Here is a 16,967-nt window from a genome sequence, read left to right as displayed (position 1 = left end):
ATAACGTATTTAATCGCGCCAGAGCAGCCGACCGCCCGAATAGGGTCGGCTGTCTGAACAACGTCATTCGATTAACTAACGGAACGGCGGCTCGTTAAAGGTGCGCAGCTTACGCGAGTGCAGCTTGTCGCTTTCCGCCCGCAGCAGATCGATAGCGCAGATGCCAATCTGCAAATGCTCCGAAATCGCCCCTTCATAGAAACGGTTCGCCTGTCCCGGCAGCTTGATTTCACCGTGCAACGGCTTATCCGAGACGCACAGCAGCGTGCCGTAAGGGACACGGAAGCGGTAACCCTGTGCAGCAATCGTTGCACTTTCCATATCCACCGCCACTGCGCGACTGAGGTTAAAGCGCAGGGCAGAGGCCGCATAGCGTAATTCCCAGTTACGGTCATCGGTGGTGACAACCGTGCCGGTACGCAGGCGCTGCTTAACTTCTTCCCCCGGCATACCGCTGACCATCTTGGTGGCGTCATACAGCGCGCGCTGCACCTCGGCGATGCTGGGAATCGGGATATCCGGCGGCAGTACGGCGTCCAGTACGTGATCGTCACGCAGGTAAGCATGCGCCAGCACATAATCACCGATGGACTGGCTTTCGCGCAGGCCGCCGCAGTGGCCGATCATCAGCCAGGCATGCGGACGCATCACTGCGAGGTGATCGCAGATGGTTTTGGCGTTGGATGGCCCGACGCCAATGTTGACCATCGTAATCCCTTTCCCCTGACGAGGAATCAGATGATAGGCGGGCATCTGGTGGTTCTTCCAGGCCAGATCGGACACTGTCTGTTCGGGGTTAGGTGTATCCGCGGTGATGTAAATACCGCCTGCGCAGGACAGCGCCTCATACGGGCTATCGGGGTCGGCAATCTGCGCACAGGCCCAGCGTACAAACTCATCGACATAGCGCGTGTAGTTGGTGAAGAGGATGAACGGCTGAATATGTTCTACCGGCGTGCCGGTGTAGTGACGAAGGCGTGCCAGCGAGAAATCGGTACGCAGCGCGTCGAAGTGCGACAGCGGCGATGTGGTGGTGGCGTGAAACAGTCCATCAGCCGTCTCGTCCCCAATCTGCGACAGCTCTGTCGTAGGGAAATGCTTGGCGATACCGGCACTCATCGAACGGTCAAGAATCAGGTCGGAACCGTCGAGTACGTAAGGGAACGGGATTTCCTGCTGTGACGGGCTAACCTCGATAGTGACGTCATAATCCCCTTCCAGCAGCGCCAGCTGTTCAGCCAGATAAGCGCGCAGAAATGCCGGGCGGGTAACGGTGGTGGAGTAGCTGCCGGGGTGGGTAAAACGCCCATAGGCGCGATGGCGTGGATGGCCGGTCGAATTGCCACTCCAGCTAACGCGCAGGGCAGGGTAGGCAAATAGCCCCGCCGCGCGTGCGTTGGCATCAGGCAGCGTGCCATCATTGATGAAGTCCCCAATGGCGTCGCGCAGTGCTGAGACGGCCTCATCATACAGCGCTTCCAGTTTATCCAGAGTCTGAGTGACGGTAAGACTGACGTGGGATCCGCTGTTATGCATACTCTCTCCTTTAATCACGCTCTACACCATACCCGTCATACTTCAAGTTGCATGTGCGTTGGCTACGTTCAGTCACCCGAATCACTTACCTGAGTAAGCTCATCGGGATGCCTTCCCTTGCCGCCTTCCTGAAACTCGAATTATTTAGGGTATATCCATATTCTGTGCCTCATCATATCCTGTACTTCGGCAGAGGTTAGCTCACAGCGTAACTGAAGATGCACAGCCCCGCCATCGTGAAATCTGGCGGAGCTGTAAACGTGGAGAGAAGCGGGCGCTTAGACGGTATTCTGCGATAGCACGATAGATTAGTGCTTGTGGCGACCGGAGAGGTTCGCTGCGCTCACCGCGAGTATCGACAGCACGCCGAGTGCAGCCGCCGGTGCCAGCACGCCCCAGAAGGCGCGTTCGATATACGGCATCCCTTCCGACAGCACGCGTCCCCATTCCGGCGTCGGCGGTGACGCGCCCAGACCTAAAAAGCCGAGTGAGGCCAGCGCAAGCGCGATGCCAGGCAGCTTCAGCATGGCGTGACGGAAAAGCGGGCCAATCAGCGCGGGCAGAATATAGAACAGGCTGCGCCGTATCGGGCCGACGCCGAGAATTGGCAGCATCCGAATATAAGGGCGCGCATTGATTTCGGCGACCAGCGCCGCCGTGTGGGCCGCGAGCGGTGCCCAACTGACGGCAATCACGGCAATCGCCGCGCCCGTTGCCGTCGGGCCATTGACCGCAGCGACCAGCAGCCCGGCAATGACTGGTGGCAGGGCGTTAGTCACTTCAATCGGGCCTGTGAGCAGGCGCGGAAAGAGCCCAACCAACAGGCCAATCGCCAGACAGGCCAGCGACACCGCCAGCGCCAGCAGACAGGTATTTAACGTACCGTGTGCGACGCGTGCCAGCACATCACGCCCCATCGCATCCGCGCCAAAAGGCAGCAGGAACGACGGCGGTTGCAGGCGCAGAAAGGCAGAAGTATAGGGATCGCGCGGCAGACCAGCCAGCAACAGAAGCGCCAGCAGCAGCACGCAGATAATCGGCAACCAGATGGCATGACGAGACGCGGGGCTACCGCGCTCTTCCGGCACGGGCATCGCGCCGCTCCGCAGCGCGCGTCCGAGAATCAGCAGTCGTACGCCGCTGGCGGCGATGCCAGCCAGCGAGGCGATGAGTAAGAGAATCAGCACGCCGATCTGCAAGGCGGGCAGATCCTGCGCGGCCGCCGCCCCCAGCGTTGCACGTCCCAGACCGGGAATCGCGAACACTTTTTCGACGGCGATGGCACCGCCGGTTAGCGAGACCAGCACCAGCCCGACTAGCGGCATCACGCTGGGTAACGTGCGTTTCAGCACGGCCAGCGCGATATGACGACGGCTCACGCCCGCTACGCTCCAGGTAGTGAGCCAGTTTTCGCTGAAGGTAGCGGAGAGCGCATCGGCAATAATCCGGCCAAGGTAGCCGCCTGCCGGAATACCGAGCGCCAGCGACGGCAGCACCGCGTAGTGCAGGCCCAGCCAGCCATAGGGTGGGAACCACTGTAGCCAGACGGCACCGACAATCAGCAGAAACGACGCCAGCAGGAATTCGGGCAGCGCGGTAAACAAGGCGGCGAACAAACCGCCTGAACGATGAATCTGACCGCGCAACCCCTGCCGAAAGGTAGGAGCACACAGCACGGCAGCCAGCGTGAAGGCCACCAGCGCTGAGGAGGCCATCAGCGTGAGCGAGACGCCCGCCGCTTGCAGCATCCCCGGAAGAACCGGTCGGCCAGAAACCCAGGAATTACCTGCATCGCCGTGCAACAGGCCAGTCAGCCAGTTCAACAGCAATTGCAGCGGGCCTTGATCCAGCCCAAGAGAGTGACGAATCGCGTTTAGCGTTTCCGTCGTCGCTTCCTGCTCGCCGGAACGGGCGCGTAGCAGCGCCAGCGCCGGATCCTGACCGGATAACCACGGCAACATACCAATCAGCACCACAATGCCCGCCAGCGTCAGCAGCCGCGAAAACAGCGGGATCAGCACGCCGTATCGCGGGCGTTGCGTCTGGTTGATGGTCGCACAGGTGCGGCAATACAGCGATTCGCTCATAAACTCGTCATCTTTCTGGTTGCGGGTGCGCTATCCGTTACTTGGCGCTGGTAACAATATGCGTGGCGGCGTTAATCAGCGTGCGTTCACGCGGGTCGCGCAGCGCGTCTTTTACCTGTGCGCTTTCACCTTGAATCACACGCTCATGCAGCATTGGGATCGCGGCATCGCTGGCAAGGATCAGGTTTTCTGCCTGCATGATGGCCTGACGGCGTGCTTCACCAGCAGGAATCGCAGCAGCTTTTTGCAGCGCCTGATCGATTTCCGGGCGGCACAGTTGGGCGATATTGAATGACCCTTCGCAGGCGAAGTCGCTGTATAGATAAGCGACCGGATCGCCGGAATCCAGCACCGTCGCGCGCGATAAGATAAAGGCGTCAAACTTGCCTGCCAGCGCGTCGGACTCGATCTGTGAGTATTCACGCACCACCTGCTTTACCGTAAATCCAGCGGCAGTGAGCTGTTGTGCCAGATAGACCGCCACTTCAGGCAGTTCGGCGCGATCGCTGAAGGTGGCCAGCGTAATGGTGGCACCCGCAGGCGTACCGGCTTTGACCGGGTTGGCTACTGGCTGACGCAGTTGCGCGGCCCACGGCAGCGCGGGACCTAACAGACCCTGCGCGATATCGGCACGTTTCTCATACACGTTATCCACCAGCTGTTGGCGATTGATCGCATCGCGCACGGCAGCACGCATCGCAGGATCTTGCATCACGCCATGGCGTGTATTCAGATATAGCGTATTGGTGCGCGGCATCGGAACTTCATGCACCAGCGATTGATCCAGCAACGGTGCCTGAGAAACCGGAATGGCTTCGACAATATCAGCCGTGCCGGTACGTAATGCCGCTGCACGCGCCGCGCCGTCGGAGACAAAGCTGACGTCGATACCGCTGGCCTGTGCTTTCTCACCCCAATAACCGTCGAATCGATCCAATACCGCGCTGCTGGTGCCGGTGACAGTACGCAGAACGAACGGGCCACTTCCGGTGTTGATCGGATTGACGACGCCATTTTTACCGTATGCCGCGGTGGAGAGAATCGCCAACTGTGGGCTGGATAAACGCTGTGGCAACAGCGGATCCGGTTTAGCGGTGGAGACAACGACGGCGTTATCGCCATCAGCTTTTACCGTTAACTGCACGCCGTCCAGAATGCGCGGTTTGGGGGCGGCGGTGGAGGCCACGGTGAGCGCATTCACTACCGTGGCGGCGTTTAAGGCGGTGTTATCGTGAAAATGGACGTTCGGGCGTAGTTCAAAACGCCAGGATTTATCATCGATCTGCTGCCATTTTGTCGCTAGCGCAGGTTGGGCTTCGCCGAGTTTGTCGAGTACCACCAGCGTTTCTGCCGTGCTCCAACGCGACAGCTTAAAGGCATCATCGCTCAGCGGCGTCAGGCCGGAGCGCGGCGGCTGAAGCATCGCCAGTTTGATTCGACCGTCATGATGCGAGGTGTGATTTTCCTCCGGCTCGTTGAAGCAGCCTGAAAGCAGCAGCGTGGCTGATAGCAAGCCAGAAACGGGCCACAGGCGATTACGCATATTCATCAATCTGTCCTTATTCATTCACGGTTGAAGCGGATTTAAACGGGCGGCAGATGACCATCATCGCCAGCGAACTGCACAACGGCACGGCGGCGAGCAACAGCCACGGAATGGCGGCCTGTGGCGATGGTGTCAGCGCGCGGTCAAGCTGGCTGCCGAGTATAAAGTTACCGACGAGAACGGCGATACCGCCCATCGACGCCAGCGCGCCATAGTGCGCACCCAGATTCTGGTTGTTGGCAAAGCGCGGGATAAGGTCCATCCCGACCGGAACGATCAGCATCTGACCCAGCGTCAGCAGCGTAATCAGCGAGATGGCAGGAAGCAGACGCTGCCAGCCTTCAGGCGGAGTGCTGGAGGCAAACAGCGCGACGCTAAAGAACGAGGCAGCTAGCAGCGCAAAGCCCAGTGGCAGCATACGTGCCGCACCAACCCGGCGGGCGAAACGCGCCAGCGGAAGCTGTAACCCGATCACCAGCAGTGAAGCCAGGACAAATAGCGGACCGAGATCTTTCTCGCTGCTGCCGGAGCGATGCAGTTCGACCGGCAGCGCCAGATAGAGCTGGTTGTAGCTGAACAGGTAAGCGCTGTAGGCAATGATGAACGCGACAAAGCGGCGCTGGCGGAAGGTTTCCCACCACGGAGCAATCTGTAATTCGCCCCGATTGCGCTGCGTTGGCGGCAGGCTGAAAAACAGGATGATGAGTGCAATCACAAACACGCCCGCACCGGCTAGTGCCACGCGCTGGAATCCGTATCCCGCCAGCACCGAACCGAGCAACGGCCCTAGCACTGCGCCTAACTCGCCGCAAATGGCAAACAGGGCGAACCACTCGGAGCGGCTGCGTTTTCCCTCTTTTTCACTTTGCGTACCGGCCTGTGCCATCAGCGCTTCAATGGCGGGAGAGAACAGGGCACCGCCGACACCGGTCAGACAGGCGCCGAGAATGATCGGCCACAGCGAGTCACCTAACGCCAGCAGGAGATAGCCGCTGATACGTACGACGCAGCCGCACAGGATGGTCACGCGTGCACCGAAGCGGTCAGCCAGCGCACCGCCGACTAAAAACATGCCCTGCTGAGAAAAGGTGCGTAAACCAATCACCAGTCCGATGGCCCAGCCGGAAAGCAGCATGTCGTCGCGCAGGAAAATGGCCAGAAACGGCACGACGGCATAAAAGCCAATGTTGAAAACAAGCTGGCTACCCAGAAGCAACGGGGGATAAGGCCGTGGTGCGTGGTTGGCGGTAAGGTCTGACATGTCATGATCCGTTATAAAAAGCCCGTTACGGGAATGTGTTATTGATGCGATATTTTATGGTAAAAAGCGCGTTTTCAGCGAGCTAATAGCCTGACGTTGATAGCGCGGGTACGGCCTGCAACAGACGGGCAGTGTGTGCCTGCTGCGGCGAAGCCAGCACCTCTGCCGTGGGGCGATCTTCAATAATGCGTCCGCCGTCCATGACCAGCATTCTGTCGCATAGCCCGGCGAGCATGGAAATGTCGTGCGAGACCATCAGCAAACCCATTTTGTTTTGTTCGGTGACCTGTTGAAGTAGGGCTTTAATCTGTTCGCGCAGCGGCAAATCCAGACCGCTGACGGGCTCGTCCGCCAGTAAAAATTCGGGTCGAACAATCAACGCTCGCGCCAGCGCGACACGCTGTGCCTGTCCTCCGGAAAGCTGTCCGGCGACCTTATCCAGAAGCGTGACGCTCAGTCCTACCTGATCCATGACTTCGTCCAGGCGGGCAGAATGATTTCCATTAGCGTGACGGATCTCATCAGGGCGGAGTCGCTTCAGCGGCTCGATGAGGAGATCGGCGACGCGCTGACGCGGCGCGAGCGAGCCTGCTGGATCCTGCGGAATGTACTGAACGCGGCGGCGATACCAGAGCAGCGAACGCACCGAACCGGGCGTAATCAGGTTGCCGTCGCAGTACACCGCGCCACTCTGCGGCGCTTCAAGCGCGAGCAGGGTTTTTAGCAGCGTGGATTTGCCACAGCCGGACGCACCAACCAGCCCGACGCGTTCGTGCTGTTGCAGGTTCAGCGACAGGTCGTGAAAAATCGCACTGGCAGGATCGGCCTTTTGCCACGGCAAACGTGACGTCTGGCGATAGCGGCTAACGTGCTCAAGGCTTAAAAACGGTGAGGGAACCGCATGCAGGTGGTGGTTCATCCAGCGAGCGCTCCGGCAGCGGGTAACATCCTGTCGGATAACCGAGTGTCAGATAAAAGTGTGTCAGCGCGACGAGCAGCAGCAACCAGACTGCGGGTATACGGCTGCTGTGGTGCATTCAGTAGTTGCTGCATACTGCCAGATTCAATGACTCGCCCGTTTTCCATCACTAGGCCACGTTGGCAGAGCTGGGCGGCAACGGCGATATCATGCGTAATAAACAGCAGGGCGGGCGCATCTGGCTGCACGCTACGTTCCTGTAAGACCTGCAATACCTGCTGCTGGGTCATGACATCGAGCGCGGTTGTGGGTTCGTCCGCCACCAGCAGGCGCGTCTTGCCGAGTAGAGCGAGGGTAATACAAATGCGTTGGCGCTGACCGCCGGACAGTTCGGCAGGATAGCGTTGCAGCAGGTTGGGAATATCATCCAACTTCATAGCAGCCAGAAGGGCAGAAAGCTCAGCGGAAGAGGTGGCTTCCAACGCCAGAGACAGCTGTTTTCCCAACGGCATGAGGGGATTGAGCGCCGTTGCGGAGTCCTGGAACACGGCAGAGACGCGGCTAACGGGTGGGCGTGCCAGCGCTTTCAGCCGACCGACCTCTTCGCCATTCACCCGAATACTGCCGCGAACCTGACAGCCCGACGGCGGTGTGCCGATTACCGCTTTGGCGGTGAGGGATTTACCAGAGCCGGATGCACCGAGTAAACAGACACGTTCACCCGCGAACAGCGTAAAGCTGATATCGCTGACTTTGGTTTCACCACCAATAGACAGGCTCAGGTTCTCTACCTGAAGAATGGCGTCTGTGTGTCTGTTCCAGTTGATCATGGATAACGTATAGGGTTAGTGTAAATCGATATGTAATAACATAACAAAATACAACGAGGTGATGCAAAGGAAATGTGATCCAGAACGTATAAATTGGCGCATCGACGCAGTCTATTTAACGACCACGTCGATGATGAAAAAATGAGGGGAGAATAGATTGTAGGAAGGTGCGGACTATCTTTAGAGCCTACTCATTCGATGAGTCAACAAGCTGTGCCAGTTCCGCCGTGCTCAACTGAGTAATCTGACAAACCTGAGCAGGTTCCATGCCGTTAAGCAGAAGCTGGCGAGCAATGTTTCGAGCACTGGCTTTCATACCTTGTTGCATTCCTTGCTCCATGCCATGTTGTATTCCCTGTTCCATGCCGCGCTGTATCCCTTGCTGCATGCCATGCTTGATACCTTTTTCAAACCCGATTTTCTCAAGCTGCTGTGCGATGGTCATGATCGCCTCCCGATCCGTTGACAGAGACTGCGCGACGGCCTCAATAAACTCTGCTGGTCTTGAGGTGTTGCCGCTCCGGGCGATGTAAAACAGTATCGCTCTTTTTTGTGGCAGCGGTACCTGCCAGCGCTCAAATAATAGCCCGATATCCTGCGCCAGTTCCAGCATATCTCGCGTGCGGATGTGTTTTTGTACCAGTTCCAACAGCGCCACGCGGCGATGCGTCTTGATATCCTCATCCGGTATCACCGTGAGGTCAACCAAAGGAAAGGAGGCGTTGTAGAGTTTCTCAGCCTGAATAGCGTCAGCAAAACCATCGAGCCAGCGCAGCGTATAGGGATAAGGGCTACGCTGGCCGTGATAAAACAGCAAAGGAACGACGAGCGGCAACGTATCGTGGCCTTGAGAGAGGTGTTGCTGCATGGCCGCCAGCGCGTAGCGCAGCAGGCGAAATGGCATCAGCTTTTCTGGGCGACTCTGATGCTCAATCACACAATAGATATAACCTTGCCCTGCGGTGGTCTGAATTGAGTACAGCATATCCGATATTCTTGCGCGTAATTCCTCGTCAACAAAAGAGGCCGATTGCAGTTGTAGCGAGCTGAAATCGCAGATAGTCCTGATTTCTTCTGGCAGATGGATGGCGAAGAAATCCTTTGCAACGGCTGGATCGCTGAGAAACTGTTTAAAAATCGCATCATGCGCGGCCATGCTGTTTTTCCGTCCCTGAATAATCTGTAGGCAATGGTAAAAGAAGCAGATACGGGCAGGGAAGACGCGCGGAGGACAACTGCGTCGGTATGGAAGGATGTACGCAAGAAAAGTGAGAAACGAAAGTAACGACGCGATCTCACCGGGAGCGAGATCGCGTTCAGGGGGAGGTTTAGCTCTGCTGTGCGGCTAGCCACTGGCGCAGGCGTTCGGGTTGCTGTGCGCCGTTCAGGCGAGCCTGTTCTTCACCATTGACGAGCCATAGCAGGGTCGGTAGCGTCCTGACCGCCAATTGCTCCGCTAGCGCAATGTGATGATCGGCGTCCAGATAATGGCTTGGTAATTGTCGGTATTCCTCATTACCCAGAATCGCTTCTAACTGGCGATAGAGGCTTTTGCAGTGGACGCAGCGCTCTGCGCCGACCAGCAGCAGCTGTGGGCCTGGTTGGGCTGCCAGCTCAGGCCAGTCGTCGGCGGTAAGTGGAGCAAAACGCTCACGGTTGACGGCAAAGAGCTTCGGACTGCGCTTGAGGTCTTCGCTGTCGGTCGCGACGCACAGGGCATCGCCGCCTTTTTTGTAGGGGCGCGTGCCGTCGATATGAACCACGCTGGCGAAGCCGGGGGCGGCGGCACCGGGTTGACGTAGTTGGGTGTTGTCGGGGGCAATCACCGGAGTTTCCTGTGGGCGCGGCAACTGCGGCACCCACTCGTAAGGCACGCGGTAAGCGCGGTACAGCATGTTGGTGTTCACCGTCTTGCCCCAGTAGGGAGAAATAAACTCCCAGACAATCTCGTGATCGACGGTCACTTCAAACAGCCGGCCATTTGCCCCTTCGTTAATCAGCGTATTGCCGTTCGGCAGACGTTGGATATTGCTGATGTACGGGCTGTAAAAACGGAAGGCGTCGGTCGGATGGGGGATGCCCGCTTCGTACGGCGAATAGCGCCAGACAATATCCAGCGTTATCGGATTGATCTCCAGCACGCGGGAATAGTCACGCCAGGCGTTTTTCACGCCGTCAGCCGATGCCGGATTGGGCGCGCCGTAGCCTGCCCAGCCACCGTTATCAAACACCAGAATATTGCCCGCGCCCGGCAAGCCGGCAGGGATCATATGTGCGTGATGCTGGCCGATAATCCAGCCAATGTGTTTGAGTTCCGGCGTGTTGTAATTCGGACCAAGCTGCCAGACGATATTGCCGCTCTGCTTGTCGATGATGGCGATGATGTTGGATTCGCGCGCGTCCCAGATGATGTTATCCGGGTGGAAACGGGTATCGCCCTGATCGAACCACGGATTGGGGCCGAGTGCCGACATGGAGTTGATGTGCATCCAGTCGCCCATCCCGCCGCCGCTTTTGCGTAGGTTAGGATTATTGTACAGCGCGGTTTTCGCGTCGTCGTCAAAGCCCAGCTCATCGAAATGGTCGCTGCAACGCCATTCCCACAAAATGTTGCCCTCCCAGTCCACTTCGATGATGGTGTCGTCGAGCAGCAGTTTGTCGCTAATACGTTCATTGTGCAGGTTGGTATGCGCCAACAGCAGCGTGTTGCCGCCGATCGACTGAGGTTCCTGCCCCGGTGCGTAATAGCCTACCGGATTACCGCTGCGCTGGTAGTCATGATGGACGCGCGCCATCCATTCTGGCGGAAGGTCAGGATCGGTAATGTGCTCATAGCCGTTGAATTTCCAGACGACATTGCCGTCCCAGTCGACCTGAATCAGGTCGACCATGTCCTGCATGCCGTAGCGCGAGTCGCGTTCACCGCTGTGCCCGAGGATGTAACCGCCGGGCAGGATTTTGTTGGGGAAGCCGTGCAGGCCTTCCCACAGGCGCAGTTCGGTGCCGTTCATATCCACTAGTACCGCACCACGTTCCAGCGCTTGAAAGACGGTGTAGCCGCCCCAGGCTTTTTCCGGGTTGTAAATCGTTGTGCCGGTCGGGTAGACGGAAGGGTGTCCCATAATGGTGCTCCAGTATTTACGTGTTCAGAGAAGAGAAGTCGGCAGCCGTATCGGCAGGCTGCGTCAGCAAGGCGAGCAGCTCGCTGCTCTGCTGGTGAAAGGCCTGACTGTCACGCTGGCGCGGATGCGGCAGCGAAATCGTCGCAATCTGGCGGATACGGCCCGGTCGCGGGGCCAGCACAACGACGCGATCGGCGAGATAGACCGCTTCCTCGACGTCGTGGGTGACCAGCAGCGTGGTGGTGCCTTCCGCTTGATGAATGCGGCGCAGCTCCTGTTGCATCTGCTGGCGGGTCAACGCATCCAGCGCGCCAAAAGGCTCATCCAGCATCAGAATGCGTGGATTGGCGACGAGCCCACGTGCGATAGCCACACGCTGTGCCATGCCGCCGGAAAGCTGAGCGGGCAGGGCATCGGCAAAATCCTGCAAATGGACGAGCTGAATAAAGTGGTCGATCAGGCGCTTCCGCTCTTTGTCGTCGATGGCTTCATTCGCCAGCCCGAGCGCGATGTTTTGTCGTACTGTCAGCCACGGAAACAGGCGCGGTTCCTGAAACACCATGCCGCGCTCACGTCCGATACCACGCACGGTTTTTCCTTCGACCAGCACGCGTCCCTGATAGTCGTTGTCCAGACCGACCAGCATGCGCAGCAGCGTGGATTTGCCGCAGCCGCTGCTGCCAACAATCGCCACCAGTTCACCGCTATGAATCGACAGGGAAAAATCCTCAATCACCGTTAACGCCTCGCCCTGTACGCGAAACTGTTTACGAAGCCGATCGAACTGCACCACCGGCGGTGATACGTCAAGGGTTGTGGATGTCATGCGATTTCTCCTGCGGAACGCCAGCGCGTCATCCGCTGTTCCAGACCTAATCCGACGCGGTCGAGCACCGCGCCCGTTAATCCAATCAACAGCATGCCGCTGATAATCAAGGGCATATCCAGCAGCTGCTGGGCGTTGATCATCAGGCTGCCGATCCCGGTGCCGGATGACATGAAATATTCCGCGCCGATGGTGCCAAGCCAGGCGTAAATCAGCGACAGACGTAAACCAGCGAAGATTGCGGGTGCGGCACCCGGCAGAATCAGCACTCGCAGGCGGGTCCAGAGACGGAGTTGCAGTACCTGTGCGACTTCCTGTAACGCCTGAGAACGCTGGCGAATACCGCGATGGCTGGCAACCAGCATCGGGAAGAATGAGGCCAGTGCGACAAACGTGATTTTCCCGACTTCATCGTTGCCAACCCAGGCAGTCAGCAGCGGTAGCCAGGCAAACAGCGCGATCTGGCGCAGCGTCGCGACCGTGGGTGTAAAGAGGGCATCGCTGGTGGCATTCAGCCCCAGCAGCACACCGCACACGAGCCCCGCGACAATGCCGCATACTGCACCGGCGAGCGCGCGGGTTAGGCTGGCTTGCATTGCCTCGGTGAGCGAACCGTCACGCACGCCTTGCAGCAGCATATGCCACACATCAGCGGGCGGTGGCAGCAGCAACGGGTCGATCCAGCCAAAACGGCTTGCTTGCTGCCAGAGCAGCAGAAGCAGAAAGGGTAAAACCAGCGCAGATAAACGGCGAGACGGTGCGGTAGTTAAGCGACTGAGCGGTGGGTGTGGCCAAAAGACCAGACGGCGTTCCATTTGATTGATTGCCCACTCCATCGTCAGCCCTGCCAACCCGATGACGGCGATACAGACAAACACAATATCCAACTGAAACAGCTGACGTCCCCACACCAACAGGTAACCAATGCCCTGAGACGACGCCAGCAGTTCGACCACAATTAGCGATACCCACGCCTGCGAGAGAGCCAGCCGTAAGCCGGTTAACCAAGTGGGGAGCGCGGCGGGCAGCGTTAATTTGATGAGGCGCTGATGCCACGGCAGGCGCAGCGTGCGAGCGACTTCCTGTAGCGCATGCGGCACGTTGCGCACGCCCGTTTGCGTATGCAGCGTCACCGGGATAATCACGGCCTTGATGATGACTGCGAGTTTTAAACCGTCATCAATGCCGAACAGCACCATAAACAGCGGGATCCAGCCCAACGTTGGAATTTGTGCCAGCGCGTATACCGTCGGGTGCAGCAGGTGTTCGGCGCGGCGCGAGGCGCCCATCAGTGCACCAAGTATCGTCCCCGCCAGAACGCCTGCCAGCAGGCCGCTAGCCAACCGCTGCAGGCTGATAAAAAGCTGCGGCAGGAGATCGTTGTGCCAGAGTTCGACGGCAGTTTTAGCGACGACATCGGGAGCTGGGAGAATCTGGGCGGGCATCCAACCGTAGTGGGTGCTGATATACCACAGGGCCAGCACTGCCAGCGGCACGATTAGTGGTACGACAAGCGACACGACTAGTGGCACGACAAGAGAATAGGCCCGCGCTATCGGCAGAGAAGGCCAGACGATCGTGGTTTTTTTCAGCGGTATCGACTTATTCATTTTATTCCCGAAAACCATCTCACTTGGATGAATAGGGAATAAAAAACAGGTTTCGACGTTGAACGCCAATGCAATAAAGCGATGGTCGCCGTGCAATAAATGCATATGCGTAGCCCGAGCCCGCCAGCCCTGATTTATGCTTTTTTCCGCTGAACAAACCTGTAAATGTTATTTAAGCCTGATGCCGACGGTTCGCTAGTTTCATGACAGATGAAACGAATTATTAAGGAAAACCGTATGCAACAAGCCACCCTGTTGATCACTGCCTCGCCGATAGCGGCATCTTCCCGCTGGCGCTGGGGGATGAAGGTATTAAGTACCGCCCTGTTGATGGGCGCTGCGCTCGTTTCCACCGTTCAGGCAAACGACGCCGCCCCGCAGGATGCACAGAAGCCGACGGAGATTCGCATTGGTTTGCCGGATCAGAGTGCAGGCAGCAAACCCTTTATTCGCGGGCCACTGGGGTTGGCGCACATTCGCCAGCAGTTGGAGAAGGAATTTGAGCCGCAGGGTATTAAAATTCACTGGTCGTTCTTTAAAGGGGCGGGCCCAGCGGTGAATGAAGCGCTGGCAAACAAGCAGCTGGATGTGGTGTATCTGGGCGATCTGGCGGCGGTTATCGGTCGTTCGGGGAGCCTGCCAACGCGGGTGCTGGTCGGGTCACGCGGCTCTAATTCTTATTTGGCGGCGACACCGGAATCGGGCATTCAACGTATTGAGGATTTACGCGGTAAGCGAATTGCGGTCTACAAGGGGACGGCCGATCAGCTGTCGTTTGAGCGTGCGATTAAAAGCGTCGGGCTGAACGAGCGCGATGTGCGGGTGATCAATCTGGACTGGACGGCGGGCAAAGCGGCGCTGGCGGCCAGGCGCGTGGATGCGGTGTGGGGCGGCGTCTCTCTGCTGGCGTTGCGTAAGCAGGGCATCAATATTGTGACCACCAGCCGGGCGCTGGGCTGGCCGAACACCACGCAGGCGGCGGTGCTGGCGACGCAGGACTTTATCGACCGCTATCCGGGCACGACGCAGCAGCTGGTGAATGTGCTGGTGGACAATGCGCAGTGGATCGGCGATGCGCAGCACCTGCCGGAATACACCGCGCTGATGTCCGAACAGAGTCAGATTCCGCAGGCGATTTTTCAGGAAGAGCTGAAAGCGGAAGATCTCCCTTTCCAAAGTTCTCCGCGTCTTGATCCATTCCTGCTCAGCAGCTTGCAGGACAGCATCGAACGGGCGAAAGCCGCCGGGCTGATTCGCAACACGTTCTCGGCCAGCGACTGGTTTGCCGACCAGTTTGTTGACCGGGCGCTGAAAGCCAAAGGGCTGGAATCGAACTGGGCTGTGTATGACGCCAGCGGTAGTTCCACGAAATAATCACGAATGCGCTCACAGGGTCGGCAGTGCCGGAGCCGGTGAGCGCAGCCTGTCCTGCGCCAGTATGCTTTCGATCATCAGCTCAGCCAGCGGCGGCAGCGTTCTTTGCAAGCAGGTGACAATACCGAAGCGGGTTTGCATATTTCCCCATTCCGGCGGCGTGCCCGTCAGCGGAATTTCTACCAACTGATGACTTAATCGTCCCAGCGCAAAGCCATCCTCGCTGGCAAAGCTGATGGCCTGCGTGTGCCGCAGGATGCTGAAGACGGAATAGATATGATCACACTGAATCTGTGGCCGATAATCGGGCTGACGCGTTAACGCCGCCAGCACCTTGCGCATGCCAACGGGCATAAAAGGGGAGGCGAGCGGAAAGCGCAGGAGATCGTCCGGCGTCACGTTTGCCTGCTGCGCCAGCGGATGCGAGGAATGGCAGATAAAGAAGCAGCGCTGCTGGCTTAATGGCTGTACGTGGAGGTTGGTTTCCATTTCGGCCTGCCAGGTATCGGCAACGATAAAAGGCCACTCGTCGGCGAGCAGCCGCTCACGCAGGGATTGCCAGTTATCCACGCTGTAGGTAACTCTGGCGCGCGGACGAAGGGCATGGAAATGCGCGACGGCTTTGGGAATCAGCGTAGTAGACGGCGCAGGGCCGCAGCCAAACGTTAGCTCGCCTTCCTGCGCTTCGCTGATCTGCCGCATGTCGGTCATCAATTCCCAGGACAGCTCCTGCATACGCCGCGCAAACGGCAGCAGCGTATTGCCCTGCCACGTCAGCGCAAAACGGCGGCTCTGACGGTCGATCAGCGGATGCCCCATCGTTTGTTCCAGCGCCTGAATGCTGCGGCTGAATGCCGATTGCGACAGGCAGACGGCCTCTGCGGCCTGTACAAAACTCCCATGTTCGGCCAGTGCAAGAAAATTGCGTAATTGCCGTAAATCCAGATGCATGTTGCAGCTACCTACCGTATCGATTTTCCCCACTTTTTAGGCGGAGGTCGGCTGGCAACGCAATGAACAAAAATTCATAACTTATAGCGAATTGATTGCTATAGGCCTTCAGCGCACGCAGGCCGCTGTCTGGCGCGGTCAGCGGCTATTTCGCCAGCGCACAGGAAAAATCCTGAATTTCTTCCACAGACCCGAGACTCATATTGAATACGTCAAGGCCGCTGGCGAGCAGTACCTTTTCGCCTGCTGGCGTGGAGACCATCGCGAGCCCGTATTTGCCGATAGATTCATCCCGCTGCTGGGCGTAGCGATCAAGCGTTTTGAATGGATCGCTCTGCGTCAGTTCGTTCGCCGTGAGCATTTTTGCCAGATAGACGTGCCCGTTGATTTTCGCTGGCAGCACTTTCCAGTCGCCAGAAAGTGTCGGGAATTGCTGATTCAACGTTTGATAAATTTCTGGGCGCAGGCAGGCAATGTGGATATGCAGCTGGTTTTGCGTGCGGCCATAGCGTGAATTAATCGCCAGCGACAGATAGTCATCTTTGATGGGTTTACCTGCCTCGCTGGAGAGGCGACCGCGGCGCGCCCAGGCCTGCTCGAAGAAATTGGGTATACCTGGCTGCAAGAGTTCGGGGCTTTCGATGCCGCTGATTTTATCCGTTGGGAGCAGCAGGTCGTGATAGGGACCGTTTCTGTCATCAAAGAGCACGTAGCCTTCTGCCAGATTAACCTCCAGACAAGGGGCCGGTTTGCCGTTGCGCTGCTGATTGGGCACGCATTGTTCGCTGACGATCTCCCACAGTGCATTGCTGTTTCCTCGGCCGAACGACCACCACAGCACGGCAATCAGCAAGACGACAACGGGAATCAGAAGGAGAAGGAGCTTATTACGCGTCATGATGGAT

The 16,967-nt window shown here is 58.1% G+C and carries 13 protein-coding genes; 1 reads left to right on the top strand and 12 read right to left on the bottom strand.

The genetic code is table 11. The features are described 5' to 3' along the window. Positions 1–75: 75 nt before the first annotated feature. The 10 genes from QWJ20_RS03195 to QWJ20_RS03150 all read right to left on the bottom strand — a co-directional run bounded on the left by QWJ20_RS03195 (position 76) and on the right by QWJ20_RS03150 (position 13,737). A complete protein-coding gene (locus tag QWJ20_RS03195; RefSeq protein WP_119889462.1) occupies positions 76–1,536 on the bottom strand; it encodes an AMP nucleosidase in 1,461 nt (486 codons plus the stop codon). A 308-nt stretch (positions 1,537–1,844) separates the two neighbouring features. Then, positions 1,845–3,623, bottom strand: a complete 1,779-nt coding sequence (locus tag QWJ20_RS03190; RefSeq protein ID WP_433991829.1) for an ABC transporter permease subunit — start codon at positions 3,621–3,623, stop codon at positions 1,845–1,847. A 37-nt stretch (positions 3,624–3,660) separates the two neighbouring features. Beyond that, a complete protein-coding gene (locus QWJ20_RS03185; protein ID WP_433991828.1) occupies positions 3,661–5,172 on the bottom strand; it encodes an ABC transporter substrate-binding protein in 1,512 nt (503 codons plus the stop codon). Positions 5,173–5,182: 10 nt separating this feature from the next. Continuing rightward, a complete protein-coding gene (locus tag QWJ20_RS03180) occupies positions 5,183–6,430 on the bottom strand; it encodes an MDR family MFS transporter (protein WP_433991827.1) in 1,248 nt (415 codons plus the stop codon). An 82-nt stretch (positions 6,431–6,512) separates the two neighbouring features. Next, a complete protein-coding gene (locus tag QWJ20_RS03175) occupies positions 6,513–7,349 on the bottom strand; it encodes an ABC transporter ATP-binding protein (RefSeq protein WP_433991826.1) in 837 nt (278 codons plus the stop codon). Further along, positions 7,346–8,179, bottom strand: coding sequence for an ATP-binding cassette domain-containing protein (locus QWJ20_RS03170; protein ID WP_433991825.1), 834 nt, complete (start codon positions 8,177–8,179; stop codon positions 7,346–7,348). The genes QWJ20_RS03175 and QWJ20_RS03170 overlap by 4 nt, the downstream gene beginning before the upstream one ends. Positions 8,180–8,366: 187 nt before the next feature. Continuing rightward, a complete protein-coding gene (locus tag QWJ20_RS03165) occupies positions 8,367–9,335 on the bottom strand; it encodes an Rpn family recombination-promoting nuclease/putative transposase (RefSeq protein ID WP_433991824.1) in 969 nt (322 codons plus the stop codon). 172 nt (positions 9,336–9,507) lie between these two features. Then, positions 9,508–11,301, bottom strand: a complete 1,794-nt coding sequence (locus QWJ20_RS03160) for an aryl-sulfate sulfotransferase (protein ID WP_433991823.1) — start codon at positions 11,299–11,301, stop codon at positions 9,508–9,510. A gap of 16 nt (positions 11,302–11,317) precedes the next feature. Further along, positions 11,318–12,127, bottom strand: a complete 810-nt coding sequence (locus QWJ20_RS03155; protein WP_433991822.1) for an ABC transporter ATP-binding protein — start codon at positions 12,125–12,127, stop codon at positions 11,318–11,320. Next, the gene (locus tag QWJ20_RS03150) at positions 12,124–13,737 is read right to left on the bottom strand and encodes an ABC transporter permease (RefSeq protein WP_433991821.1); all 1,614 of its coding nucleotides are present in this window, start codon (positions 13,735–13,737) and stop codon (positions 12,124–12,126) included. The genes QWJ20_RS03155 and QWJ20_RS03150 overlap by 4 nt, the downstream gene beginning before the upstream one ends. Positions 13,738–13,974: 237 nt before the next feature. Here QWJ20_RS03150 and QWJ20_RS03145 point away from each other — a divergent pair, with 237 nt between their 5' ends. Continuing rightward, on the top strand, positions 13,975–15,111 hold the full coding sequence (locus tag QWJ20_RS03145) for an ABC transporter substrate-binding protein (protein WP_433991820.1): 1,137 nt from the start codon (positions 13,975–13,977) through the stop codon (positions 15,109–15,111). Between the two features lie 12 nt (positions 15,112–15,123). On the opposite strand, the gene QWJ20_RS03140 is transcribed toward QWJ20_RS03145, so the two are convergent. Continuing rightward, complete coding sequence (locus tag QWJ20_RS03140; protein ID WP_039320420.1) at positions 15,124–16,062, bottom strand: LysR family transcriptional regulator; 939 nt, start codon at positions 16,060–16,062, stop codon at positions 15,124–15,126. Between the two features lie 145 nt (positions 16,063–16,207). Beyond that, on the bottom strand, positions 16,208–16,960 hold the full coding sequence (locus QWJ20_RS03135; RefSeq protein ID WP_433991819.1) for a CDP-diacylglycerol diphosphatase: 753 nt from the start codon (positions 16,958–16,960) through the stop codon (positions 16,208–16,210). Positions 16,961–16,967: the final 7 nt, after the last annotated feature.

The organism is Pectobacterium sp. S5 (assembly GCF_051707265.1).
In the GTDB taxonomy this organism is placed as follows: Bacteria; Pseudomonadota; Gammaproteobacteria; order Enterobacterales; family Enterobacteriaceae; genus Pectobacterium; species Pectobacterium polare.
Note: the sequence above shows the minus strand (reverse complement) of the source record. Positions and strands in the feature narration are given on the sequence as shown.

Excerpts from the sequence above, each read along its gene's own strand:
- QWJ20_RS03195 (WP_119889462.1), bottom strand. The coding sequence starts at position 1,536 with ATGCATAACAGCGGATCCCACGTCAGTCTTACCGTCACTCAGACTCTG.
- QWJ20_RS03190 (WP_433991829.1), bottom strand. The coding sequence starts at position 3,623 with ATGAGCGAATCGCTGTATTGCCGCACCTGTGCGACCATCAACCAGACG.
- QWJ20_RS03185 (WP_433991828.1), bottom strand. The coding sequence starts at position 5,172 with ATGAATATGCGTAATCGCCTGTGGCCCGTTTCTGGCTTGCTATCAGCC.
- QWJ20_RS03180 (WP_433991827.1), bottom strand. The coding sequence starts at position 6,430 with ATGTCAGACCTTACCGCCAACCACGCACCACGGCCTTATCCCCCGTTG.
- QWJ20_RS03175 (WP_433991826.1), bottom strand. The coding sequence starts at position 7,349 with ATGAACCACCACCTGCATGCGGTTCCCTCACCGTTTTTAAGCCTTGAG.
- QWJ20_RS03170 (WP_433991825.1), bottom strand. The coding sequence starts at position 8,179 with ATGATCAACTGGAACAGACACACAGACGCCATTCTTCAGGTAGAGAAC.
- QWJ20_RS03165 (WP_433991824.1), bottom strand. The coding sequence starts at position 9,335 with ATGGCCGCGCATGATGCGATTTTTAAACAGTTTCTCAGCGATCCAGCC.
- QWJ20_RS03160 (WP_433991823.1), bottom strand. The coding sequence starts at position 11,301 with ATGGGACACCCTTCCGTCTACCCGACCGGCACAACGATTTACAACCCG.
- QWJ20_RS03155 (WP_433991822.1), bottom strand. The coding sequence starts at position 12,127 with ATGACATCCACAACCCTTGACGTATCACCGCCGGTGGTGCAGTTCGAT.
- QWJ20_RS03150 (WP_433991821.1), bottom strand. The coding sequence starts at position 13,737 with ATGAATAAGTCGATACCGCTGAAAAAAACCACGATCGTCTGGCCTTCT.
- QWJ20_RS03145 (WP_433991820.1), top strand. The coding sequence starts at position 13,975 with ATGCAACAAGCCACCCTGTTGATCACTGCCTCGCCGATAGCGGCATCT.
- QWJ20_RS03140 (WP_039320420.1), bottom strand. The coding sequence starts at position 16,062 with ATGCATCTGGATTTACGGCAATTACGCAATTTTCTTGCACTGGCCGAA.
- QWJ20_RS03135 (WP_433991819.1), bottom strand. The coding sequence starts at position 16,960 with ATGACGCGTAATAAGCTCCTTCTCCTTCTGATTCCCGTTGTCGTCTTG.